At 70.8% G+C, this 24,637-nt stretch carries 17 protein-coding genes; 3 read left to right on the top strand and 14 right to left on the bottom strand.

The features are described from left to right. Positions 1-23: 23 nt before the first annotated feature. Positions 24-197, top strand: coding sequence for a CoA transferase (locus I8N68_RS34030; protein ID WP_307812976.1), 174 nt, complete (start codon positions 24-26; stop codon positions 195-197). 18 nt (positions 198-215) lie between these two features. On the opposite strand, the gene I8N68_RS34025 is transcribed toward I8N68_RS34030, so the two are convergent. From I8N68_RS34025 to I8N68_RS25920, 5 genes are all read right to left on the bottom strand, one after another. Next, the gene (locus I8N68_RS34025) at positions 216-1,250 is read right to left on the bottom strand and encodes a glycoside hydrolase family 28 protein (protein WP_307812975.1); all 1,035 of its coding nucleotides are present in this window, start codon (positions 1,248-1,250) and stop codon (positions 216-218) included. Positions 1,251-1,385: 135 nt separating this feature from the next. Further along, positions 1,386-2,963, bottom strand: coding sequence for a glycosyl hydrolase family 79 C-terminal domain-containing protein (locus tag I8N68_RS25935; protein ID WP_200215110.1), 1,578 nt, complete (start codon positions 2,961-2,963; stop codon positions 1,386-1,388). 135 nt (positions 2,964-3,098) lie between these two features. Then, positions 3,099-5,279: a CBM96 family carbohydrate-binding protein gene (locus I8N68_RS25930; RefSeq protein ID WP_200215109.1), complete on the bottom strand. Its 2,181-nt coding sequence runs from the start codon at positions 5,277-5,279 to the stop codon at positions 3,099-3,101. 112 nt (positions 5,280-5,391) lie between these two features. Next, complete coding sequence (locus I8N68_RS25925) at positions 5,392-6,996, bottom strand: glycosyl hydrolase family 79 C-terminal domain-containing protein (protein ID WP_200215108.1); 1,605 nt, start codon at positions 6,994-6,996, stop codon at positions 5,392-5,394. 146 nt (positions 6,997-7,142) lie between these two features. Further along, a complete protein-coding gene (locus I8N68_RS25920) occupies positions 7,143-8,828 on the bottom strand; it encodes a glycosyl hydrolase family 28-related protein (RefSeq protein WP_200215107.1) in 1,686 nt (561 codons plus the stop codon). A 371-nt stretch (positions 8,829-9,199) separates the two neighbouring features. On the opposite strand from I8N68_RS25920, the gene I8N68_RS25915 reads away from it, so the two are divergent. Both I8N68_RS25915 and I8N68_RS25910 read left to right on the top strand, forming a co-directional pair. Beyond that, positions 9,200-12,949, top strand: a complete 3,750-nt coding sequence (locus I8N68_RS25915) for a glycoside hydrolase family 2 TIM barrel-domain containing protein (protein WP_200215106.1) — start codon at positions 9,200-9,202, stop codon at positions 12,947-12,949. A gap of 25 nt (positions 12,950-12,974) precedes the next feature. Then, positions 12,975-14,636 (top strand): hypothetical protein, encoded by a 1,662-nt coding sequence (locus I8N68_RS25910; protein ID WP_200215105.1) that lies wholly within the window; start codon positions 12,975-12,977, stop codon positions 14,634-14,636. Positions 14,637-14,669: 33 nt separating this feature from the next. Here I8N68_RS25910 and I8N68_RS25905 read toward each other — a convergent pair whose 3' ends face one another. The 9 genes from I8N68_RS25905 to I8N68_RS25865 all read right to left on the bottom strand — a co-directional run bounded on the left by I8N68_RS25905 (position 14,670) and on the right by I8N68_RS25865 (position 24,627). After that, on the bottom strand, positions 14,670-16,037 hold the full coding sequence (locus I8N68_RS25905; RefSeq protein WP_307812974.1) for a mannitol dehydrogenase family protein: 1,368 nt from the start codon (positions 16,035-16,037) through the stop codon (positions 14,670-14,672). Positions 16,038-16,153: 116 nt separating this feature from the next. Further along, the gene (locus I8N68_RS25900; RefSeq protein WP_307812973.1) at positions 16,154-17,674 is read right to left on the bottom strand and encodes a UxaA family hydrolase; all 1,521 of its coding nucleotides are present in this window, start codon (positions 17,672-17,674) and stop codon (positions 16,154-16,156) included. After that, on the bottom strand, positions 17,671-18,636 hold the full coding sequence (locus I8N68_RS25895) for a PfkB family carbohydrate kinase (protein ID WP_200215104.1): 966 nt from the start codon (positions 18,634-18,636) through the stop codon (positions 17,671-17,673). Before I8N68_RS25895 ends, I8N68_RS25900 begins: the two co-directional genes overlap by 4 nt. Beyond that, positions 18,630-19,838, bottom strand: coding sequence for a D-mannonate dehydratase ManD (gene manD / locus I8N68_RS25890; RefSeq protein ID WP_200215103.1), 1,209 nt, complete (start codon positions 19,836-19,838; stop codon positions 18,630-18,632). The genes I8N68_RS25895 and manD overlap by 7 nt, the downstream gene beginning before the upstream one ends. Continuing rightward, positions 19,835-20,446, bottom strand: coding sequence for a bifunctional 4-hydroxy-2-oxoglutarate aldolase/2-dehydro-3-deoxy-phosphogluconate aldolase (locus I8N68_RS25885; RefSeq protein WP_200215102.1), 612 nt, complete (start codon positions 20,444-20,446; stop codon positions 19,835-19,837). Before I8N68_RS25885 ends, manD begins: the two co-directional genes overlap by 4 nt. Then, positions 20,443-21,336 carry an ABC transporter permease gene (locus I8N68_RS25880; protein ID WP_200215101.1) on the bottom strand — a complete coding sequence of 298 codons (894 nt, stop codon included), beginning with the start codon at positions 21,334-21,336 and terminating at the stop codon, positions 20,443-20,445. The genes I8N68_RS25885 and I8N68_RS25880 overlap by 4 nt, the downstream gene beginning before the upstream one ends. After that, the gene (locus tag I8N68_RS25875) at positions 21,336-22,265 is read right to left on the bottom strand and encodes an ABC transporter permease (protein ID WP_200215100.1); all 930 of its coding nucleotides are present in this window, start codon (positions 22,263-22,265) and stop codon (positions 21,336-21,338) included. The genes I8N68_RS25880 and I8N68_RS25875 overlap by 1 nt, the downstream gene beginning before the upstream one ends. Continuing rightward, positions 22,262-23,413, bottom strand: coding sequence for an ABC transporter ATP-binding protein (locus tag I8N68_RS25870; protein WP_200215099.1), 1,152 nt, complete (start codon positions 23,411-23,413; stop codon positions 22,262-22,264). The genes I8N68_RS25875 and I8N68_RS25870 overlap by 4 nt, the downstream gene beginning before the upstream one ends. Next, positions 23,410-24,627, bottom strand: coding sequence for an ABC transporter substrate-binding protein (locus I8N68_RS25865; protein ID WP_200215098.1), 1,218 nt, complete (start codon positions 24,625-24,627; stop codon positions 23,410-23,412). Before I8N68_RS25865 ends, I8N68_RS25870 begins: the two co-directional genes overlap by 4 nt. Positions 24,628-24,637 lie beyond the last annotated feature (10 nt).

Here is a 24,637-nt window from a genome sequence, read left to right as displayed (position 1 = left end):
AGCCTCGACCACGGAGGCCAGTTGTGCAATCCCCCACCGGGCCGCTCGACGGCCTGCTCGTGGCCGACTTCAGCCGCGTGCTCGCCGGGCCCCTGGCCAGGATGTTCCTCGCCGACTTGGGCGCCACCGTGAAGGTCGAGCGTCCGGACCTGGGTGACGACACCCGCCACTGGGTCCGCCATACATCGGCGCGATGAGCACCTACTTCACCAGCGTCAACCGCAACATACACAGCATCGTGCTGGACCTGACCGACCCGGGAGACCGCGCGGTCGCCCACTGACCCACGGGCCGCGCCGACGCCCTGGTCGAGAACTTCCGGCCGGGCAAGCTCGCCGACTTCGGCCTCGACTATGCGTCGCTGCAATCAACCTGGCGCGGACCTGATCGGCCGGCTGGTACTGACCCAGCTGGCGCGACGGGGTCTGCTGCCCTTGGGCCGTGCGAGTTGATGGTGACGCCCTGCACCAGGACGTTCTCCGACAGGTCGGGTGGATTTCCCACATGGGCGACCTGACGATGGTGACGCCCTCGATGAGGACGTTGCGGCAGCGGTACGGCTCGATGAACGAGGAACGCAGGTAATCACCCTCGCCGAACACCCGTTGCTCGACCGGGACACCCTGCTCGGCCATCGCGAACAGTCGGGCGCGGGCCTCGTCCTGCCTGGGGTCGCCAGGCTTCCAACCGTATTCGGTCTTGCCCTTCCAGGGCCACCAGTGGACGTTGTCCGCCTGGCCGTCCAGCACACCGGCGCCGGTGACGCCGATGTTCTCCTGGCCGTAGGCGTAGATCAGCGGCGAGTAGTTGTAGAGCTCGACGCCCTCGAACCGGGTCAGTACGGCGGGCAGGTAGTCGGCGGGCGTCTGGCTGAACAACACGACCGCGTCGGCCGCGACGTGCAGGTCGACGTTGCTGAGCAGGTGGATCGGGCCGGTCAGGAACCGGCCGGCCGGCACCACGACATGGCCGCCACCGGCCGCGTGGCATTCCTCGATGGCACGCCGGAACGCCGCCGTGCAGTCCGTGACGCCGTCGCCCACCGCCCCGAACCTCTCGAGGTCGAGCCGGCGCTCGGGAAAGTGCGGACGGCGTACCTTGCCGCCGATGTACTCGGCTCGGGCCCAAGGGTTGCCCGCGGGCGTCGGGGCAGCGGACGCGCTGCCGCCGGCTACCGGCGTCAGGGCCGCTGCGGCGCCCGCTAGCGCCGCCCATCGAAGGAGGTCTCGTCTGGTGTGATCCGTTGTCATCGGGCTCTCCTGGGCTCTGGCCCGAACAGGGGCGGTACCGGTGTCGGCCTCACCGGAACGGAACGGGGCCGGGACCGGCCGGGACGGGCCGAGGGATGACGGTGACGCCGCTGCGCCACCGTCATCCGACCTCGACTAGTGCGAGAAGGTGATGATCTGCGCCGTTCCCGGCGCGACGGTCACCGTCGACGAGGTGTGCTCGACCGGGACGGCGGTGGACTGTGCCGTGCCGACGGCGGTTCCAGCCGGCGTCACGGTGCGGCCGCCGAGGGTGATGCGGCCGGCGTCCAGCGAGGCGAACCCCGCCGGCGCCGAGCTCTGCAGCGTCACCTGCTGTCCCCTGCGGTACGACGACGGCAGGTTCAGGGTCACCGAGTCGTAGGTGCTCTCCGCCTTGCCCGGGTCCTGGACGTTGATGAGCACCACCGTCAGCGTGCCGTTGAGCCCCATGACGGCGTAGGCGCGGACCTTGTCCAGGTCGCCGTCGGCGAGGTCGAGGTCGACGAACCGCCCCTGCGGCACCTGCCGGAACGCCCAGATGCCGTAGTACAACGGGGTCGCCGACAGCTCGTTCGCGTCGAGCGCCGCCTGGTCCGCCGCACAGAAGGCGCCGTAGTACCGGAAGGAAATCGGGTAGTCGGCGGAGTCCCGCGGCTTGAAGTCCCCGCAGATTGCCGCGGTGTTCGTGTGGAACTGCAACCTGCTGACCCCGCTCTGCGCGGCCTGCAGCAGATAGTCCAGCGACCACAGGGCCGTGGCGTACGAGTTGCTCGCCCCCGGCATCCCGCTGCACGAGGCGCTGTTCGACTCGTTGACGGTCATCGGGATCGTGCCGTGCAGCCGGTCGCCGGCGGCCATGATGCCCGCGAGCTTGCTGCGGGTGTTCGTGTGCGTGAGCGGGGACATCAGCTGGTCGATGGTCATCTGGGACGAGCCGCAATGGCTCCACGGGTACCAGTGGGAGGCCACTTCCGAGAGCACCTGCTGCGGGTTGGTGGACTCGTCGGCGAGCGCGGCCGTCACGAACCCGTCCAGCCTGGTGTTGGTCTTCGCCGTGTTGGCCGACGGAGCGACGACCTTCAGGTGGGCGGTCGGCAGCGCCTGGTCGATGGCCGCCCGATACTGCTTCGCAGTCTCCCACATCTCGGCGTCGGTCAGCGTGGTCACGTTGTCGTACTCGTTGCCCAGCTCCACGCCCAGCAGGTCGTCGCCCAGGGTCTCGTACGCGGCCTTCGCCTCGGCGACCACCTGCTCGAGACTGACGTCGGGGGACGGGTCCCGCAGCGGATTCTTGATCTTGGACGGGTCGATGACCGTCTTGAGCGGCGCGCCGAGGGTCACCTTCCAGCCCGTGTCGTCCAGCAACTGCTTGAGGTTGTTCAGGTCGGACTGATCGACGGTGCCGCCGATCGCCTTCGGCGGCGCCGGCACGTCGCTCCACGCACCGAAGGCCGGCCACACCAGGTCCATGGAGTAGCCACCGAGCCGGATCACGCCCTGGGGACCGAGCGTCCGCAGTCGCTCGGCCATCCGCTCCTTCGTCAGGTAACCGTGCGCGAAGTCCGCCGACTCCACCGAGAAGCCTTGGAACTCCCCGCTCAGCGGCGCGTTGCGTCCGTCCACGGTGGCCGTGAGGGTGAGGCGCGTCGTCGGGGTCTCATCGGCGGCAGCCTGCATGCCGCTCGCGGCCGCCACGAGCCCGGTCGCCAGCACGCCGGCGACCACTGACCGGCGCAGGAGGCGGCCTCGCGCGGCGGCGGAAGGGGCTCCGCGATCTGTATCGACAGGTGTGCCTTCAGTCTGAGGACTCATGGGTTCTCCCTTGCTGTGGTAAACGGTGTGGTTGCCTCAGCTGTACAGGTACAGCCGCGGGCGGAGGGTCGGCTGGGGATCGGCGCGTCCGGCAAGTTCGACGTGGCGGCCGTTGTCGGCGGTGTCCTCGGCTCGCCTGGGCTCGCGGATCAGCAGAAATCCGAGGCTGCGGCCGTGGGCGTGGCGTAGCGCGTCGGTGACGTCGAGCCGGGCGGAACCGCTGGCACCCGTGGTCGTGAGCTGACCGGCCGGGTAGAGCCGGTCGCCGACTGAGGTGGGCCGGACCGCGGTGGAGTCGAGGTAGGGCGCCGACTCCCAGGTCAGCTCGCGTCCGGTCCAGGACGTGTCGGTCATGGCGTAGGCCATGAAGGTGAGCGGCTCTCCGTCGATGCCGCTGCCGTGCACCTCGAGTACGGCCCGGCGCGCCGCCGGTCCGCCGCCGAGGTCGAAGGCGAGGTAGCTCACGGCCGAGGATCCGCTCGGGTCGAGGGCGACGGCCAAGCTCTCCTGGGCGCCGCCGGAGGGCGGGCCGCCCTGCCTCAGAGAGGCGTCGGCGCAGGCCTCGTACGAGCGTGAGTCGCCGGCGTCCGCCACGGTGACCAGCCAGACGGCTTCGGCGGGTTGCTCCAGGGTGATCCTGCCGTCGGCGGGCAGTGGGGCGACCGTCGTGATGCCTCCGCTGTGTGTCGGGCTCACTTCCTCGACGACCACCTGGCCGCCGCCGATGCCCAGTCCGCTGAGGTCCAGCGAGACGGGTCCCGCCGGGGTGCCGCTGGGGTGTGGGAGCCAGAGGTAGTGGCAGCGGCTCCGCTGGTCGCGGGCGACCGGCACCGTCCTGCCGTCGCCGGCCGTGCCGCGCAGCAGCCGGCGCTGCTCGCCCGCGAAGCCCTTGGCGAAGAGGCGGTTGACCTCGGCGGCCTTGGTGGCGCCGTGGATGTCGTAGACGCCGCCGGGCTCCACGTAGTAGCAGCCCGTGCCGTACGGAATGCCGTTGGACCGCATGGTGTTCTGGAACTTGAACGTGATCATGCCCTCGGCCTGCGCAAGGACCGCCTCGCCCCAGATCTGGGCCAGGTCGCAGTAGATCATCGGGGAGTTGAGGTCGTCGCCGCTGGTCTCGAACGCGCTCGTGTTGCGGCGGTTAAACTCGGAATAGACGATCGGGAGCGCGGTGCCGGTCGGCGTGTACTCCCGCATCCGCTGGCGCATCATCGCGAACTCGTACGCGTAGACGTCCGCCGTCTTGTTGTACTGGTGGGTGTCGAAGACGTTGAAGATGTCGTAGTCCACGTGGGCGCCGTGGTAGTCGGTGCGCAGGTTCCGCAGCGAGATCTCGCCCCAGCCGTACTGGTCGTCGCGTGCGTCGGCGTCCGGGTCGGCGTCCATGTGATCGTTCCCGCGTGAGCTCGACACATGGGTGATGACCGGCGCGTGGACGAGAGCGCGGAGTCGCTTGCCGTAGCGCCGGTTGACGTCGGCGATCGCGCAGCGTACGGCGTCCGAGGCGATCTGCAACCCGCGGACGTAGATCTGCTGGTCGACGATGTCCTTGGCGGCGCCGGGGTGGTCGGGCTCGTTGAGGAAGTTGTAGCGCTCGACGTCGTAGTTGCCGGCCAGGTGGTAGGTCAGCGCGTAGTGCTTCTGCCACTGCTGCCACAGCCCCGACCACGGGCTGTTCCAGCGCAGCTGGGCGGCCTCGATGATCGGGGTGATGCCGAGTCGCCTGAGCTCGGCCAGCTGGTGGTTGAGGCGGTAGAAGTTGGTGTTCGAGTAGACGTGCTGCTCGAAGACCTCGTGCAACAGCTCCCAGTCCAGGAAGCGGTTGTCCTCGGGGCTGCGCCGCAGCTCGTCCTTCGCCGCATCGAAGGCGTCAATGCCGGAGATCCCCGCCCCGGGGTCGAAGGCCTCGTCCGGGCACCAGTCCTCAAAGGACGCAAAGAAGCGGACGGCGTTGACCCGCGCGTACTCCAGCCAGGCGCTCGTATTGCTGCCGGGCATGAAATGGCCGGTGTTGTAGCCCACGAGCGGCATTCCGCGGCCTGCCGGGGTCGCCGAGACCACGACGCTCAGGACACCGTCGGGTGTGGCGGCCGCCGCCGGACCAGCGAAGCGGGCCCCGGCCATCGTGGCGGCGGCGGTGAGTCCGAGGCCGCCGAGCAGGGTTCGCCGGCTGACGCCCCGCGGCGGATTGGACACATCCGGCTCTGGACACTGCATGGTGCGGGCTCCCTGTGGTCTGGAATAGCCAGGCACCCGATCGGCGGACTGCGACACCGATCGTGTGTCGTCACCAACTCGCGGCACCGCTGCCTCCGAGGCGACTCGCCTGCTAGTGAGTGAAGGTGATGATTTGCGCAGTGCCGGGTGCGACGGTGATGGTCGATGACCTGTGGTCGACGGGCACGGTGGTCGGTTGTGGGGTGCCGGTGGCGGTGCCGGCGGGTGTGATGGTCTGGCCGCCGACGGTGATGTGGGTGGGGTCGAGGGAGGCGAGGCCCTCGGGTGCCGCGCTCTGCAGGGTCACTGCCCGCGCTTGGCCGTATGACGAGGGCAGGTTCAGCGTCACCGTGTCGTGGGTGCTGTCGGCGGCTGCCGGGTCTTGGATGTTGATGAGTACGGCGGTGAGGGTGCCGGCTCTGCCCATGACGGCGTAGGCGCGGATCTTGTCGAGGGCGGTGTCGGGGAGGTCGAGGTCGACGAACTGGCCGGTGGGGATCTGACGGAATGCCCAGATGCCGTAGTAGAGGGGGTTGGCGGAGAGCTGGTTGGTGTCCAGGGCGGCCTGGTCGGTGGCACAGAAGGCGCCGTAGTAGCGGTAGGAGATGGGGTAGTCGGCGGAGTCCCGCGGCTTGAAGTCCCCGCAGATCGCGGCGGTGTTGGTGTGGAACTGGAATCTGTCGATGCCGCTCTGGGCCGCCTGCAGCAGGTAGTCCAGCGACCACAGTGAGGTGGCGTAGGAGTTGCTGACGCCGGGCATCCCGCTGCACGAGGCGGAGTTCGACTCGTTGATCGTCGACGGGATCGTGTCGTGCAGCCTCGCGCTGACCGCGCGCATTCCGGCCAGCTTCACGCGGGTGTTGAGATGCGTCTCCGGGGACATCAGCTGCTGGATGGTCATGGTCCGGCCACTGCAGTGGCTCCACGGATACCAGTGCGAGGACAGCTCGGCGAGCACCTGCTGCGGGTTGACGGACTCGTCGGCCAGCCCCGCGGTGACGAACTCGTCCACCCGGCTGCTGCTTTTCGCGCCGCTCGGGGAGGGTCCGACGATCTTCAGCCCTGCGCGCGGCACCGCTGCCTTGATCGCAGCCTGGTATTGCTTGGCCGTGTCCCACATCTCCGCCCCGGTCAGGGTGGTGACGTTGTCGTACTCGTTGCCGAGCTCGACGGCCAGCAGGTCGTCGCCGAGGGTGTCGTACGCCGCCTTGACCTCGGCGACCACCTGTTCGAGGCTCACCTCGGGGGACGGGTCCCGCGCCGGGTTCTTGATCTTGGAAGGGTCGATGATCATCTTCAGCGGTGCGCCGAGGGTCACCTTCCAGCCGGAGGCGTCCAGCAGTTGCTTGAGCTCGTCCAGGTCGGACTGGTCGACGGTGCCGCCGATCGCCTGTGGCGGCGCCGGCACGTCCGCCCACCGCCCGAAGGCCGGCCACACCAGGTCCATCGAATAGCCGCCCAGCCGGATCACACCCGGACCCAACGTCCGCAGCCGCTCGGACATCCGTTCCTCGGTAAGGAAGCCATGCGCAAAGTCCGCCGACTCCACCGAGAACCCCTGAAAGTCATCGGTCAGCCGCGCGTTGTGCCCGCTCAACGTCGTGGTGAGCGGGAAAGAGGTTGTCGCACCGGCGTCTTCGCCGGCGGCGGCCGCGGCACCGCCGTGCGGCGCCAGCCCGGCGACCAGCGCGCCGACGACCAGAAACCGATGCAGCACTCTGAGTCCGCGGTGGACGGCGCCCCGCCTCACGATGCGGTCGGCCGCACCAATTGTGCTCGTCCGTACGGCTCCTTCGCCGGCCGTCAACAGCCTCCGGCGCGCCAGGTCACGCATCGCCGTCCTCCTCGGGGCAGATGGTCGAGCTAGTGGTGTCGGCGCTGCGCGGCGTAGAGGTCGTCGACGGACGGGGCTGACCCGTGATCGGCGAGCAGCGATTCGAGGTCGCCGGAGAAGTCGCGGGACAGGCCACTGCTGGTGTCGTCGACGCCCTGTACGCCCAGCGTCACGCTGCGCGGCGCCACGTCGGCGATCGTGACCGCGTACTGGCGGCCGTTCGTGATCCTGACGTTCCAGTGCGCCATCCGCGCACCGAAGAGCGGGCCGGACGCGGCGGAACCGCCCACCCGCCCGTTGCTCTCGAGGGTGATGTCGGTCCGTGCGTTCTCGAAGGGCAGGGCGCGGTGGGTGTCGAACGTCCCCTCGGCCATGCGCCCACGGCGGTAGACGTTCCCGGCCGAGAGCCCCTCGAGGTTGAGGCCGTGATGGACGGCGCCGGAGGGAACGGGGACGCTGAACCGATCGATCTCGAAGTCTTCCACCAGATTGTCGTTGGACTGCATCCGGCAGGCGAAGCTGTGGTGGGCGGCCCGTCCGCCGACGGCCACCCCCGTGATGGTGACCGACTTGGCTGTCGTGAGTCCGAACCCGAGGTCACAGTTTTCGACGCGTACGTCCCGCGCCCAGCAGTCGTGGACCGCTTGGAAGCACACCCCGTTCGAGCCCGGGTGCTTGTTGTGGGCGGTCTGGGGGACGAGCTCGTTCCTGACCGTGAGGTGCTCGACGCCGGCGTCGCGCACGGTGGGGCCGATCGCGCGCAGCCGCGCCGGCCAGCCGGGCCGAAGGTCGTACTTGAGTGGCTGCGCCAGCCGGACGCCGCGCTCGCCGACCACCGCTTCGACCCGCACGGGCCATTGCAGCGTCGCGTACTGCACGTACTGCCCGCCGGATCCCGTCACGAGTTGGGGCGCCCCGCGGGGCCAGTCGTAGTCCCGGGTCCCCGGAACGTCGCCGGCGAGGTGCTTCAGCAGGCTGGCGTCCGGCGGGTTCTGGCACTCCAGGACGACCATGTCACCGGGCGTCAGCCGGCTCGTGTCGGACACGACAAGGGTCCGCTGGCCGCGGGATGCGGCGCCGACCTCGGCGAGCACGTCACCGAGCAGCCACCCCTCGGTCCCGGCATAGTCCTCGGCCTCCGACCGGGCGCGACGCTCCGGCGCGACGAACCAGATCTGCCCGCCGGTCCAGGACCAGCGGCTGTTTCCGTTGGACTGGCGGTTCGGCCGGTAGCCGTCGTCGAGGGTACACGCGAAATGCAGCACGGTGGATTCCCGACCGGCCCCGCGAAGCACCACCCCGGACCAGTGCATCCAGACCGGCCCGGACAGCGTGTAGGTCCCCGGCGGTATCAGCACGACGCCCCCACCGTGCTCGCCCGCCTGTCGGACGGCAGCATTGAACGCTGCCGTGCAGTCGGTCCCGTCGGGACGGGCACCGAAGTCGGTGACCTTCGTGACCACCGAGGGCGTTGGCGGCCGCTCGCCGAGCCGGTAGCCGGCGGCCGACACGTCCGGCACCAGCGGGTGGCAGCCGGGGGCCTCCCGCCACTGTTCGAGCAGCTCAGCGGAGGCGTCCCTCGGTTGCGAGACGGCGTCCGCCGCTGCCGCCCGCGCCGGGCGAGCGGCGCCGGCCAGGGTTGTGGCGACCGTGGCGGACGCCCCCAGGCCGAAGAGCCGTCGTCGGCTGATGGCGGGATGCGTGATCGGTGCCATGGCATCTCCTCCGAACCCTCGTCGCGTAGGGAAAGCCTTGAAACCGTTTGCGGTCCGACGTTCACGACACCAAACACGGGGCCAGCGGTCAATGCGTCCGGAGACTGAAACTTGTTTCAATCCCCCGACCTCCCGGCCGAGCGGTCCGTGGCCGTCAACCGGCCGATGTACCCGGTCGGCGGTGAAGTCAGCAGGCGGGGGGCCATTCTTGAAACTTGTTTCATCCCCTCAGACGCATTGACGGACGCACCAGCCGTTTGCTGGCATCAGAGGAACCGCAAACGGTTTCAGGAAGCTGCGATGCTCCGGACGCGCGCAGGCGCCTGACAAACCGGAGACCGTTCCATCCCGTCACACGCGAGGACGTTGTCATGAGGATCCGCCTCCCCAGACCGATCGCCGCCTGCCTGTCCGCCCTCGCTGTGGTGCTGGCGGTGGTGCTGGTCGCGCCCGCCGGCAGCGCCGGCGCGACCGAAACCGGGATCCGCTTCACGGCACCGCGGGACAGCCGGCTCACCGGCGCCGTGGATCTCGAGGTCGAAGCTCCGCCGGGTACGACCGCCGTGCGGTTCTACCTCGACAACGTGCAGTTGTCCGAGCTGACCGATGTGTACGCGCGGAAAACCAAGACCGCCCCTGTCTGGGCGACCACCACCGACGCGACGTGGTTTCCGGCCGGTTCGCACACGCTGAAGGCCGAGGCGGACAGCCCTTCCGGCACGCGCACCGTGACCAAGCGCGTCGTGACCTTCGCCCCACCGGCCGGCCCAGGAGTCGAACGCCTCGACGGAGGGTGGCAGTTCTCGACCGCGGCAGAGCTGCCCGAGGGCGCCCTGGAGGGGACGGTACCGCCAGCGGTGCGGCCGGAGTACGACACCGACGCCTGGCCGACCATCGTCGTACCCGACTCGTTCGGGGCCGTGAAAGCGAAGTGGAACGACGACAACGGCGTGGTCGGCGTCTACCGCCGGACCGTCGACCTCGACGCGCCCAATCCCGGTGAACGCACCGCCCTGGCATTCGAATCGTGCTTCTGGACCTGCAGATACTTCGCCAACGGCGTGGACGTGGGCAGCAGCACTGGCGGGTACCTGCCCACCCGGCTCGACGTGACCGAGGCGGTACGCGCGGGTACGAACACGATCGCGGTCGTGGTCGACAACCGGGTCTCGACCATGGGCGAGTACGCCCGTCCGGTCCAGGGCCTGTACTGGAACTGGGGTGGCCTGCTCCAGCAGGTACGCCTGGAGCGCACGCCCGCTGTGGCGCTGACCGAAACCCGGGCCGAGGGAGCGGCAACTGGGCAGTTGACCCTGCGCCCGACCGGCGTCAACGCCACCACGTCCCCGCGGCAGGTGACCGCGCTGCTCACCGTCGAAGGGCCGGACGGCTCACGCGTGCTCGGCCCGCAGCAGGTGCGCACCACCGTGCCCGCCGGCGGCGGCGTCGCCACCCCGATCGAGGTCGACGTCCCCCGACCCGCCCTCTGGGACCTCGACCACCCCAACCTCTACACCGTGCACCTTCGTCCGCTGGGCGACACGGCCTGGCGGGAACTCGTCGAGCAGACCGGCTTCCGCACCGTCGCCGTCCACGGCCTCGACCTGCTGCTCAACGGCAAGCCGGTCCAGGACCTGCCGGGCTTCAACCGGCACGCCGACTACCCGGGACTGGGTCGCACCCAGCCGGACGGGCTGGCCGACCGCGAGATCAAGAAACTGCACGACAAGGGCTTCCGGATCTTCCGGCCCGCCCACTACCCCACCACTCCGGCCGAGCTGCAGGCCGCTGACAAGTACGGCATGCTCGTCATCGAGGAGATCAACAACATCAGCTCACAGCCGGGTACGTTCCTCGGCAGGTCGGACGTGCAGGAGTTCGGCAAGCGGGCGCTGGCCCGGATGGTCGCCCGGGACCGTAGCCACCCGAGCCTGTTCGCCTGGTCGGTCGGCAACGAGAACGCCACCGAGACCGACGGGGCGGTCGACTACGTCCGCAACGTCATCGCCTACGGGCGGAGCATCGATCCGAGCCGGCTCTACACCCAGGTTTCCCACCGGCACACCCGAGACCGGGCCTACCCCTACCAGGACTTCTTCGCGACCAACTACTACGCCGGCTGGTACTCGACGCTGGAGAGCCTGACGTCGCACCTGGACGCGTTGCAGGAGATGACCGGCCAGCCGATCCTGCTGAGCGAGTACGGGGCGGAAGCCGTCCACCAGCGGGACGGGGTGGGTCGCGGGACCGAGTTCTACCAGGCCTCGTTGATCGACGAACACAACCGGCTGCTGAACAACCGGCCGCACCTCATCGGCAAGATGTACTGGACCTCCACCGAGTTCTGGTGCACGCCGACCTGGGGATCGGGACAGAATCCGGAACCGGTGCCGCCCTTCCACACCAAGGGGCTCGACACCTACCACCGGTCCCACAAGCTCGGCTGGCGGGTGATGTTCTCGCCGGTCCGGATCGCCCGGGCCAGCATCCTCGCGGCACCTCTGGACCGGCCGGGAACGTTGCGGCAGCGGGTGACGATCGTGGACGCGCTCGGCCACGGCGGCCAGGGCACGGTCGTGGTCGACCCGCCGCCCGGCTTCGCCGCACAGCCGGTGCCCTTCACAGTGCCCGCCGGCGGCGAGGCCACCGTCGACGTCACGCTGACCGGTACGCTCACCGCCGACCACCTCTCCTCGACCGGGTTCGTGCGGGCCGTCGTCGACGCCGACACCGAAGCCCTGCCGGTGCCCTTCACCGTCCGCAGCATCGACACCGTCAACAGCCCGGCGGGTGACGACTTCGACTCCGGCACGCTGGACGCCGGCTGGCAGATCATCCGGCCGGACGGCTCCGGCTGGAATCTCCAGGATCGGCCCGGCTCGCTCCGGCTGTCGACGCTCGCCGGTGGCGAGACGGGTGCCGGCGGCGACGGCCGGAACCTGTTCGCGCGCACCGACACGCCGCAGGCCGACTTCACCGCCGCCGCCACGTTCGACGCGCCCGAACTGTCCGCCGACTTCCAGCAGGTCGGGCTCTACGCGTACGTCGACGACGACAACTATGTGAAGGCCGACCTCGGCTGGGTCGACGGGCGACGCGCGCTGGAGTTCCTGGCCGAGTCGGGCGGAAAGATCGGCAGCCGGTCGTCGATCCCTTACGGTGGAGAGTCCGCACACCTACGGCTGGTGCGCCGGGGCACGGACGTCGCCGCGGAGTATACGAGCGACGGCCAGGACTGGTACCCGCTGGGCACCGCGAGCCTCGGCGGGTCGCCGAAGGTGGCGGTGCAGGCCGTCGGGGGCAGCGCCGCACCACCCGTTGTCCCGACGTACGTCGACGACCTGACCGTCCTGGCCTCCGGGCACGTCTCGGTGCAGGGCCTGACCCTCCCCGACCAGCCGTTGTTCACGGGCGAGACGGGGCAGGTCGCGGTCACCGTCGCCAACGGCACCGACCATCCGGTGTCCGTCGACGCCCGCCTGGCCGTCCCGGACGGCTGGGTGTCGGGGGCGACCTCGCAGGCGGTGCCCGCGTTCGCGAAGGTCACCATCCCGGTTTCGGTGACCCCCACGCAGGCGCCGCAGGTGGCGACCGTCGCCGCGGCGGTGACGGCGACCGACTCGCCGGTGTACGGCCGGCCGGAGGCACAGGCGGTGACCGCGCCGCGGGGTGACGGCGTACGGCTGGCGCTCGATGCCGGTACCGCGACCAGCCCGCTGCTGCCGACGTACCGCCGGTTGTCGCCCTCCGACGGCTGGGATCCGGCCAAGGCCTACGGCTGGATCGGCACCGCGCCACAGTCCCGCGACCGTGGCGGACCGGACAGCCTGCGCCGCGACATCGTGACCGACCGCGTGGCGGCCACCCTGCGACTCGACGTGCCGGCCGGCAGCCACGAGGTCCACCTGCTCGTCGGCGACGCCAGCTTCCCCGCCGACCCGATGACGGTGTCCAGCGAGGGCCGCACGCTCGCCCACCTGGAGAGCCCGTCACCAACCGGAGAGTTCGGCTGGCTGACGTTCCCGATCGACGGGGGTGCGAACGGCCACCCGGTCGACCTGACCTTCGCCGCCGACAACGCCGGCCAGTACTGGCGGTTCGCCGCACTTGCCATCTCCTGATCCCGACCACGAAAGGCGTACGCGCATGATGAATCGTCCCGCCCGCAGCGCCGCCGCTGCTGCGGCGCTGGCAGTGCTCGCCTGTCCCGGCGTGAGCTTCGCCGCATCCCCCGGTGCGGCGACGGACCCGGTCCACGCGTCGGTACGGCTCGACCCACGGCGCATGGTGGGCGGCGGGTCCGTCCCCGCACACTTCGTCGGCTTCAGTGTCGAGTGGTCACTGATCGAGCGGTACATGGGCCCGACCGCCCGGCCGGCCTTCGCCAACCTGCTGGGCAACCTGCGGACCGGCGTGCTGCGGATCGGTGGGTCGTCGCAGGACGTCATGCCGTTCGACGCGACCGCGGACAACACCAACGAGGTGATCACCCCGCAGGACCTCGCCGACATCCGCGCCACCCTCGACGCCGCGAACGCCGGCCACGTCGCGGGCAGCGGCACCCCGAACTGGGGTGTCATCCTCGGCACCGCCATGTCGCCGCCCACCGCCCAGCGGCCGTGGCGCGTCCCGGAGCACGCCCGGGCCTTCGTCACGCAGGGGGTCGGACCGGCGTTCGCAGGAGCCAACGAGGACGTGGCCGCTGTCTCGCTCGGCAACGAGCCGGACCTCGCCTACCGCTTCGACCTCCAGCAGTACCTGGGCGACTTCGCCGCCTTCTCCGGCGCGAACGCCACCCAGCCGTACCCGATCGTCACCCCGAACACGAGCGAACCCATCGCGCCCTGGACCAGCATCGCCGACCGCAGCGTGGAAACCCGGTTCTTCTGGGACTGGCCAGCCATTCTGGACGCCACCGCCCCGGCGACGAAGGCGAACGCCGGAGCGTTCGGGGCCTGGGCCGGTGATCACTTCTACCCGCTGGCCCGCACCTGCACCACGGACCCGTACCGCTGCCCGACAATCCCGGCGCTGCTCTCCGACGAGCGGCTGGCCAACTTCAACTACCAGGTGTACACGCACGCCAACGAGGCGGCCGGCCGCGGCCTCGGCTACCGCGTCGAGGAACTCAACACCGCCGCGGGGCGGGGCGCGCACGGTGTCAGCGACGTCGCCGCCAGCGCCGTCTGGGCGCTCGACACGATGTTCAACGCGGCTTGCCCGCAGCCGCCGCACGCCCCGTCGGTCAACGCGGAGTGCGGCACCGGCGCCGTCGGGGTGAACTTCCACAACGCCGAGGTGCGGGCCTTCTTCCACCCCGAGGAGGGCAACGGCTACTACAACGCGATCAACTTCGACCCGTCCGCGGCCATGGGCGCGCCGACCCCGGCGCCCGAGTACTACGCACTGCTGCTGTTCTCTCGGTTCGCGCAGGGCACGAGCGGGCTCCGGCCCGTGCCCGTGGCGATCAGCGCACCCGAGGGCGGGCAGGTGAAGGCCTGGCGCGTCGACGGCGACGCGTCGGAGCGGCGGCTGTTCCTCATCAACAAGGGTGACCAGCCGGTGTCACTCGACGTGGCGGCGCCCGGCGCCAGGTACGAGATCGACCGGATGACGCCGGACGACCCGAGCGGTGCGGGCCGCACCCTCGACGCCCCCGGCGTACGCATCGACGGACGCGTGGTGTCCGCGGACGGCAGCTGGCCGGGATTCCAGCCGACCGTGGGCACTGCCAAGGCGGGGCACTTCCAGGTCACGCTGGGCGCCGGCGAGGCGGTTGTCGTCACGCTGCACGGCCACGACGGCTGACCGGCCGCCACCGCGCCCGGCCGACCGCCCGGCTCATCGGTTGACGGTGAGCCGGGCGACGTGGTCTGTCAGGGCGGCCCGGAATCCGTCGTGCTCGGGAAGGTCCGCGCCGAAGATCTCCTCGACGCGCAGCAGCGAGTCGACCAGTCGTCGCGGATCGCCTGCGCCGGCGGCCGTAGCGGCTCGCAGCCGGACTGCCAGCGGATCGTCGAGCGGGAGCTCGCGCCCGTGGGCGTCCCGGCCCTCGGCCACGTACGTCATCCACGCCGCGACGGCGAGCGCGGCGTGCTGCGGAACGGCGCCGGCGGCCAGGCGGTCCCGGACGGTGCCGAGCAGCCGGACCGGCAGCTTCTGGGATCCGTCCATGGCGACCTGGACGGTGCGGTGCCGCAACGCGGGGTTGGCGAAGCGCCGCAGCACCCCCCGCCGGTAGTCGGCCAGGTCCAGGCCGTCGGGTACCCGCAGCGTCGGCGCCACGTCCTCGACCATGAGTGCGTCGGCGGCCGCCGCCAGGTGGTCGTCCGAGAGCGCGGCCGCGATCGTGTCGTACCCGCGCAGGGCGCCCAGGTAGGCCAGCAGCGAGTGGGTGGCGTTGAGCATCCGCAGCTTCACCGCCTCCCAGGCGGCGACGTCCTTGGTCAGCACCGCCCCGGCAAGCTCCCAAGCGGGCCGGTCAGCGGCGAAGTCGTCCTGGATTACCCACTGGCTGAACGGCTCGGCCACCACGACGCCGTGGTCGTCCAGGCCCAACACCGTTCGGGCGTCGGCGCGGTCCTCGGCGGTGGTGGCCGGCACGATCCGGTCGACCATGCTGCACGGAAAGCGCGCCGACGCCTCGATCCAGTCGGCGAGACCGCCGGGCGCCGACGCCGGCAGCGCGTCCAGGAAGTCGTGCACCAGTCCCCGCAGGACGTCCCCGTTGCCCACCAGGTTGTCGCAGGACAGCACGGTGACCGGTCCGGCACCTCGCTCCCACCGGCGCTGCAGGCCCCGCACGAGCTGCCCGACCACGGTCCGGGGCGGCTGGCCCTGGACGTCGGCCAGGACCTGCGGGTCGGACAGGTTCAACTGGCCGGCCCCATCACGGCGGTAGCCCTTCTCGGTGACGGTCAGCGTGACGACGCGTACCGCCGGGTCGGCGATCCGATCGACGACGGCGGCCGAGTCGGCCGCGCCGAAGAGCACCTCTCGGACGCTGCCGAGCACCCGGAGCGGCGCCGCATCGGGCCCGCGTTCGAGCACCGAGTACAGACCGTCCTGCGGGATCAGCTGGTCGCGCACCGAGGCCGACCGCTGCGTCACGCCGGCGATGCCCCAGTCGTCGCGGCCGGCTGCCGCCGCGGCCAACTCGGTGAAGACCACCTGGTGGGCCCGGTGGAAGGCGCCGATCCCGAGGTGCACGATCCCCACCCGTAGCGACCGGGGATCGACCGCCGGCGGCGTCCACCGCCCGCCCGGTCCAACCCGGGGCTGCTGCTGTTCCAGTGTCCGCAGGTCAAGCCGCTGCCGCCCGTCACTCACAGCACGGCCCCGAGCTGCCACGGCACGATCTCCTCGCCGCCGAGGCCCAGCTCCTCGCTGGCGGTACGCCGGCCGGACGCCACGTCGAGCAGCAGGTCGTAGACCCGCCTTCCCATGTCCTCGACGGCAAGATCCTGTTCGACGACGGGCGAGCAGTCCAGGTCGATGTCGCCGGCCATCCGCCGGGCCAGCTCGCCGTTGCTGGCGAGCTTGACCGTCGGGACCGGCCGGCTGCCGAAGACGGAGCCGCGTCCGGTGGTGAAGCAGATCAGGTTCGCTCCGCCGGCGACCATTCCGGTCACCGACACCGGGTCGTAGCCGGGGGTGTCCATGAAGACCAGTCCCGGACGCGGAATCTGCTCGGCGTAGTGCCGTACCGCCGCCAGGGGGCTGCGGCCCGCCTTGGCGACGGCGCCGAGCGACTTCTCGAGGATGGTGGTGATGCCGCCCTCCTTGTTGCCCGGTGAGGGGTTCGCGTCGAGCGTGGTGCCCTGCCGCTGCGTGTACTCCTCCCACCAGCGGATCCGCTCCATCAGCGCCCCGGCGACGTCGGCGCTGGTCGCCCGCTCGGCGAGCAGGTGCTCGGCGCCGTAGACCTCGGGGGTCTCGCCGAGCACGGAGGTCGCTCCGGCGGCGACGAGCAGGTCGGAGGCGACGCCAAGGGCAGGGTTGGCGGTCAGACCCGACCACCCGTCGGAGCCGCCACACTGCAGGCCGAGCACGAGCTCCTCCACGCCGACCTCGGAGCGTTTCGTTCCGGCGAGGTCGCGCACCATGGTCCGGACCAGGTCGACGCCGTGGCCCACGGCGGCTGACGTGCCGCCCATGTCCTGGATGGTGTACGAGGACACCGGTACATGTTCGGCGACGCCGAGTTCCGCCATGATTCCGGCCACCGCGTTGACCTCGCAGCCGAGCCCGATCACCACCAGCCCGCCGATGTTCGGGTGGCGGGCGTAGCCGGCGAGGGTGCGGCGCAGCAACTCCCACCCCTCGCCCCTGTCAGCCATGCCACAGCCGGTGCCGTGGGTCAGGGCGACCACCCCGTCGACGCCGTCGGCGCCCTCCGCGTCGTCCTCGGTGACCCGGGCGACCTTGCGGGCGACCGTCGCCGAGCAGTTGACCGTCGTGAGGACGCCGACGTAGTTGCGGGTGGCGACCCGGCCGTCCGGACGGCGGAAGCCGTGGAAGGTGCGCCGCAGGTCGGCGGGCACCTGCGGTGCCGCCTTCGCCGTGCCGCTCTCGTGTCGTAGCGCGGCGTCCTGCGGCATCCCCACGTTGTGTACGTGCACGTGCTCTCCGGCGCGAACGGGGGCGAGGGTGCGCCCGATCACCTGGCCGTACTTGCGCACCACCGTGCCGGCCGGGAGGTCGCGCAGGGCGACCTTGTGTCCCGGGGGTATGTCGTCGCGCAGGACGACGTGGCCCGCGCCGCCCGCCGGCACCGAGGCGCCGGCCGGCATCGCCGACGTCGCCACGGCCACATCGTCGTCGTGGTTCAGCACCACCAGGCTCACGTCGACACCTCCAGGCCAGATGTGCGGGCGACCAGCCGGCGCGACTCGTCCAGGCTGGCCAGGTAGCCCGTGCCACCGTGCCCCCGCAGGGACAGCGCCGCCGCGGCCGCGCCGAGCCGCACCGCGGCGCACAGGTCGTCGCCGAGGGCCAACCGGGCCGCCACCGTGCCGGTCAGCACGTCGCCCGCGCCGGTCTGGTCGGCGACGTGATCGACCGGGTAGGCGGGAACGGCAGTCAGGTCGCCGCCGTCGTCGAGCAGCACTCCCCTGCTGCCCTGGGTGAGGGCGACCGCCCTGGCCCCGAGAGCACGCAGCGCGGCGCAGGCCTCGGCCGGTCCCACGGGCGTGGCGCCGAGCAGCGCGCCGGCCTCGCGGGGCCAGGCCGGGGTGACCAACCGCGCGTACGGTGCGAGCGTCCGTAGGTGGCTGCCGGCAGTGGCCGCGTCGACGAGGCGGGGACGCCAGTTCGGGTCGTAGATGAAGCAGCGGGCAACGCGTGCGGCGGCGTGGACGGCCGAGCGGGCCGACGCCGAGATGGCGCAGGCCACGCCGCTGGCGAGGACCACGCCGGCCCGAGCGGCAGCCTCGGGTACGTCGCTGTCGGTCAGGCTGGACCCCGCGCTGCCGCGCCGGACGTAGACGAACTCGCGCTGACCCTCCGGATCGGCATGCTGGAGGTAGAGGCCGTGCTGGCCCCCGGTCCGCAGCAGCAGCGACGTGTCCACCCCGAGCGCCGCCACCCGGGCCGACAGTTCGTCGCCCAATTCGTCGTCGGGAACCCGCGCCAGCAGGCAGGTGTGGGCACCCGCGGCGGCCGCCGCGGCGGCGGCGTTGAGGGCGTCGCCGGAGAAGCCCAGCCGCAGCTGGGTCCCGTCGCGCAGCGGCTCGAGCGCGGTCAGCTCGACGAGGACCTCGCCGATGACCAGTACGTCCGGAGCCGGGCCGGACCGGGCCGTCACCATGGATGCACCGTGCCGTCCTCGAGCCGGTTCACCGGCAGGTACGCCCGCGAGTAGGGGTACCGGGCGGCGGCCTCCTCGTCGATGTCCACGCCGAGACCAGGCACCTCCGACGGGTGCAGGTAGCCGCCCTCGAAGTGGTAGTCGTGCGGGAAGACCTCGTCGGTCTGGTCCGTGTGCCGCATGTACTCCTGCAGACCGAAGTTCGGGATCGCGATGTCGAGCTGCAGGGCGGCGGCCATGCACACCGGGGAGAGGTCGGTGGCCCCGTGCGAGCCGCTGCGCACATGGTGCAGGGCAGCGAAGTCGAAGATGCGACGCAGGTGGGTGATGCCACCGGCGTGCACGACGGTCGTCCGGATGTAGTCGATGAGCTGCTCCCGGATGAGCTGGCTCGCGTCCCAGACGGTGTTGAACACCTCCCCCACCGCCACCGGTGTGGTGGTGTGCTGTCGGATGAGCCGGAAGCCCTCCTGCAGCTCGGCCGGGACGGGATCCTCCATCCAGGTCAGCGCGTACGGTTCCAGGCTGCGCCCGAGCCGGGCGGCCTCGATGGGCGTCAACCGGTGGTGCACGTCGTGCAGCAGCCGCAGGTGGGGCCCGAGCTCGTCGCGAACCCGGGCGAACACGGTGGGCACGTGCGCCAGGTACCGCTCGGTCGACCAGGTGGCCTCGCTGGGCAGCGCGCCGTCGGCCGGTTCGTAGAACATCTTGTCGCCGCTGACGCCGTAGGTCTTGGCCAGGCCCGGCACGCCGCACTGCACGCGCACCGCGCGGTAGCCGAGGTCGACGAACCGCGCCACCTCGGTCAACACGTCGTCTGCCGTCTCGCCGTTGGCGTGGCCGTACACGGTCACGCCCTCGCGGGACCGGCCGCCGAGCAGCTGGTAGACCGGCAGGCCCGCCACCTTGCCCTTGATGTCCCACAGCGCGGTGTCGACCGCGGCGATCGCGCTCATGGTGACCGGACCGCGGCGCCAGTACGCCCCCTGGTACAGGTACTGCCAGGTGTCCTCGATGCGGGCCGGGTCGCGGCCGATCAGCAGCGGTACGACGTGGTCGCGGAGGTACGACGCCACGGCCAGCTCGCGGCCGTTGAGGGTGGCGTCGCCGACTCCGGTGACACCCTCGTCGGTGACGATCTTCAAGGTGACGAAGTTGCGTCCGGGACAGGTGACGATCACCCGGGCATCAGCGATCTTCACGCTTCCTCCTTCAGGTCGCCGACCGCGGCGAGCAGCTCGGCCAGCCGGTCCGCGGCGCCCGGCCGCAGCAGGTCGCTGCCCACGCCCACGGCGCAGGCGCCGGCGCGCAGCCAGTCAGGCACCGCGTCCAGGGCGATCCCACCGGTGGGCACGAGGTCGGCGCCGGGCATCAGCTGCAGCAGGCTCACCAGATAGGCCGGGCCGCCCACGTGGGCCGGAAACACCTTCACCGGTCCGCGACCAGCAGCGGCCGCCACCTCGCCCGGCGTGAACGCACCCTCCAGGAAGGGCAGCCCGCTGCGCTGCGCGACCTCCCGCACGTCCGGCGCCGGCCACGGGCTGACCAGGAACTGCGCTCCCGCCTGGACCGCCTGCCGCGCGATCGTGTCGTTCGTGACGGTGCCCAGCCCGAGCAACGCGCCCTCGGGCGCCTCGCGGCGGGCGTCCCGCAACGCCAGCGCCCAGTCCGGGGTCGTCGCGGTCAGCTCGACTACTCCCAGCCCCTGCGCGAACATCGCCGCCGCGGCTGCCGCCGCCTCCTTCGCCGACGGCAACCGCAGCACCGGCAGGACGCGCTGCCCGCGCAGCACGGAACGCGCCCAGGTCACGGCTCCGGCTCCTCTTTCACCCGGGCCACGAGCTGGGTCGGGTTGACGTAGCGCAGGGCGACGACGAGCAGCACGAGCATCATCGACGTGTAGATCACGGCCATGGCGTCCACCGACTGCTGCGCCCGGATGCCCGCGGCCGACATCGAGTAGTAGAGGGCGACGACCAGTGTCTGCGAGTCGGGACCGGCGGTGAGGAAGGTCAGCTCGAACATGCCGACGGTCCGGACGAGCACGAGGATGGCGGAGGCCAGCATCCCGGGCAGCAGCAGCGGAGCCAGCACCCGCAGGAACACCGACCGCAACCCCGCTCCGCACATCCGGGCCGCGCTCTCGATACGCGGGTCGATCTGCTCGATGAACGGCGTCATCGTGAGGATGACGAACGGGACCGACGGCACCAGGTTCGCCAGGACGACGCCGGACAGGTGGCCGGCGAGTCCGAACTTGTACAGCACCGTCGCGAGGGGAATGCCGTAGGTGATCGGCGGCATCAGGATCGGCAGCAGGAAGACCAGATACGCGGCGCGCTTGCCCGGAAAGCTGCGGCGGGCGAGCACGTATGCCGCGGGCACACCGATCAGCAGCGAGAGCCCGACGACGAGCAGCGACACCTCCAGGGTCACCACGATGACCTGGCCCAGGGTGAACTGGTGCCACGCGTCGCTGTACCACTTCGCGGTGAAGCCGTCGGGGAGCCAGGTGTCGAACCACTGCTGGCCGAACGAGCTGACCAGCACGGATCCGACGACCCCGAGGAGGTTGAGGAAGAAGAAGATGACCGCGCCCCAGACCAGCCAGGCGGCCGGACGGGCGACCAGTCGCCGGCGCGGCCGGGCCGGGCCGACGCCCGGTACGTCGGTGCCGGGGATACCGGTGACGGTGGCCATCAGCCCTTACCTCCAGAGGATCCGGTGTACAGGCGGGTCCGCGCGAGCAGCACCACCGAGATGATGACCAGCTCGATGGCCCCCATCACCATGGCGATCGCCGAGGCGTACGGGTAGTCGTACTGCTCGTACGCCGCCTGGTACGCGGCGATGGAGATGACCCTGGTCTCGCCGGCCGGGTTGCCGACCAGGACCGCCGACGGGAACACGCTGAAGGCGAGGACGAAGGTGAGGCAGAACGTCGTGGCCAGTCCTGGCATCAGCAGGGGCAGGGTGACCGTCCGGAACCGCTGCCACCAGCCGGCGCCGAGGGTCGCCGCGGCCCGTTCCAGGGTCGGGTCGATGCCCGACAGGTACGACAGCACGAGCAGGAAGGCGAACGGGAAACCCGTGATGATCAGCGAGAAGAAGACGCCCCAGTAGTTGTGGATGAGGCGTACCGGTTCGTCGGTGAGCTGCAGCCCCATCAGTACCCGGTTGAACCAGCCGGTCGGGCCGAGGAAGTTGAGCAGACCCTGGGCGGTCAGCACGGTCCCGAGCGTGATGGGTACGACCAGCAGGATGGTGACGAGCCGCTTGCCGCGGAACCGCCCCCGCATCCGGTAGGCGATGGGCACCGACGCCAGCACGTTCAGCAGGGCCGCGGGCAGTGCCAGCCCGAGCGTTGTCCAGATCGTGCCCCGCTGGTAGGAGTCACCGAAGAAGCGCGCGTAGTCGCTGAACGGACCGCCCTTGGTGGGCTGGAACGACAGGCCGAGCCCGTAGAAGAACGGATACAGGAAGAGCAGCATCACGAAGAGCACCGCCGGCGCGAGCAGCCACAACTGGCCGTCGACGCCGCGTTCGGCGAGGCGGTGACGCCAGTGGGCCCGGGGCGACTGCGGGGGGCCTGCGGCGGCCGTGGCAGGCGGGGATGTGGTGACGCTCATCCGACCAGCCCCGGTTCTGACAACCTGGAGCCCGTCGGATCGACCAGCGGGGCGCTCGGGTGCTCGTCGGAGTCGTTCGGGAAGATGAGCAGCCGCTCGGGGTCGATGCTCAGTGCGACCGCGTCGCCGGGTGCGACCCGCCGGTCGGTGCGCAGGTGGACCCGGATGCCGGCGGCGGTGCGGGCCTCCGCCGCCAACTCCCGGCCCTGGTACTCGACCACCTCGATCTCCGCGGGCGTCGTGTTCGTCGCCGCCTCACCCGGATCGTCGACCCGCACGTCCTCCGGCCGCACTCCGGCGATCACGGCGTCGCCTGGTGCGATGTCGCCCACCGGGTCGCCCACGAGCCGGAACCCATCGGCTTCCACCTCGACGACTGCGCCCTGTGCCGACAGCGCCCGCATCGGCCACAGGTTGCGGTAGCCCATGAAGTCGGCGACGTGCCAGTTGGCCGGCCGGGTGTGCAGCGTCTGCGGCGGGCCGATCTGCTGGACGCGGCCGGCGCGCAGCACGACGAGGCGGTCGGCCAGCGACAGCGCTTCCTCCTGGTCGTGGGTGACGTAGACGGTCGTGAGGCCCAGCGACTGGTGCAGGCGCCGGATCTCCGTGCGCATCTCGAGCCGTAGTTTGGCGTCAAGGTTGCTCAGCGGCTCGTCCATCAGCACCAGCGACGGCTCAAGAACGACGGCGCGGGCGATGGCCACCCGTTGCTGCTGTCCGCCGGAGAGTTGCCCCGGCAGCTTGCCGGCGTGCTCCTCGAGCCGGACGAGACGGATCGCCTCCGCGGCGCGGCGGCGGATCTCGTCCCTGGGCAGCCGCCGCATCCGCAGTCCGAACGCGACGTTCGCCCGTACGGACATGTGCGGAAACAGCGCGTAGTTCTGGAAGACCATCCCGAAGCCGCGGCGTTCCGGCGGCAGGGTGTCGACCCGCCGCTCGTCCTGCCAGATGCTGCCGGCGGTCAGCGGCAGCAGTCCGGCCAGACAGTTCAGGGCGGTCGACTTGCCGCAGCCCGAGGGACCGAGCAGCGCGATGAACTCGCCCGCTTGAATGGTCAGGTCCAGGCCGGTCAGTGCGTCCTGGCTGCCGAAGCGGCGGGACACGCCATCGAGCCGCAGCTGCGAAAAGCCAGGCGTGGTCCCCGTCATCCCTGCTTGACCTTTCCGCTGCCGATCTCGCGGTCCCACCGGTCGAACGCCGCCACCAGCGCCTTCGGGTCCAGCGGGACCTCCGTCGGGTTGTTCGCGATCAGCGCGTCGTACTCCGGACGGCCGAAGTTCCTGATGGCGTCCTGACTCTTCTGCGGCGCCATCGACAGCTCGACTCCCTTGACGGCCGGCCCCGGGTAGAAGTAGCCGTCGTCGAACGCCTTCGCCTGCTGCTGCGGAGTCAGCATGAATGCCATCAGGGCCAGGACGGCCGCCTGCGTGTCGGTCGAGGCGCCCTTCGGGATGACGGCGTAGTGCGCGTCGGTCACCCAGTGGAACCCCTGCATCGAGCTGACCTTGGCCTCCTTGGGCACCGTCCCGAGGACGCGGGGGTTGATGTCCCAGCCGGTCGTCGAGGCGATCACCTCCACGGATCCGTTGGCCAGGTTCTTCATCGTCTCCGTCGTACCGCTCGGGTAGTAGGAGACGTACTGGTTGAGCTCCTTGAGGTAGGCCCAGGTCTTGTCCCACCCGTTCACCGGGTCCTTCGGGTCCTTGTCCCCGAGGATGTAGGGCAGCCCCATCAGGAAGGTCCGGCCCGGCCCGGAGTTCGACGGACGGGCGTACTGAACCTTGCCCGGGTGCGCCTTGGCGTAGGCCAGGAGCTGGTCCGCGGTGGTCGGCGGGTTCTGGACCTTCGCCGGCAGGTACTCCAGCAGCGGCCCGGACGGATAGTAGGTGACGGTCACGCCCGCGTTGCCGGCGAGCTTCTGCATGGCGGCAGCCGGTTCGAGGTAGTCCTTCATGCCGGCCAGCCGGTCCTCGAACTTGGGCAGCAGGTCCATCCACAGGCCCTGGTCGATGCCGGCCGCCAGCCCGTCCACGCCGGTGAGCACCAGGCCGATGTCCACGCGCCCGGCGCTCTGCTGCGCCTTGATCTTGCCGGCGAGTTCCGGTGCCGGGGACTTGGAGTAGGTCACCCGGGAAACGACGTCGGGGTTGTTCTTGACGAACTCGTCGATCATCCCCTGCGTCAGCTGAAGGTTCCCCGCGACGTCGAGGACGTTGAGCGTGACCGCCTTCTTCGGCTTCTGCGGCACCTCGCCGTTGCTGTCGCCGCCGGCGCCGGAGTTGTCCGGCGCTCCGCAGGCAGCGGTGACGGTGAGGATGGACGATGCTGCGGCTATCAGGGCGCTCCGCCGGGTAATGCCCATGAAACGTTCC

Source organism: Micromonospora coerulea, from assembly GCF_016598485.1.
In the GTDB taxonomy this organism is placed as follows: domain Bacteria; phylum Actinomycetota; class Actinomycetes; order Mycobacteriales; family Micromonosporaceae; genus Micromonospora; species Micromonospora coerulea.
Note: the sequence above shows the minus strand (reverse complement) of the source record. Positions and strands in the feature narration are given on the sequence as shown.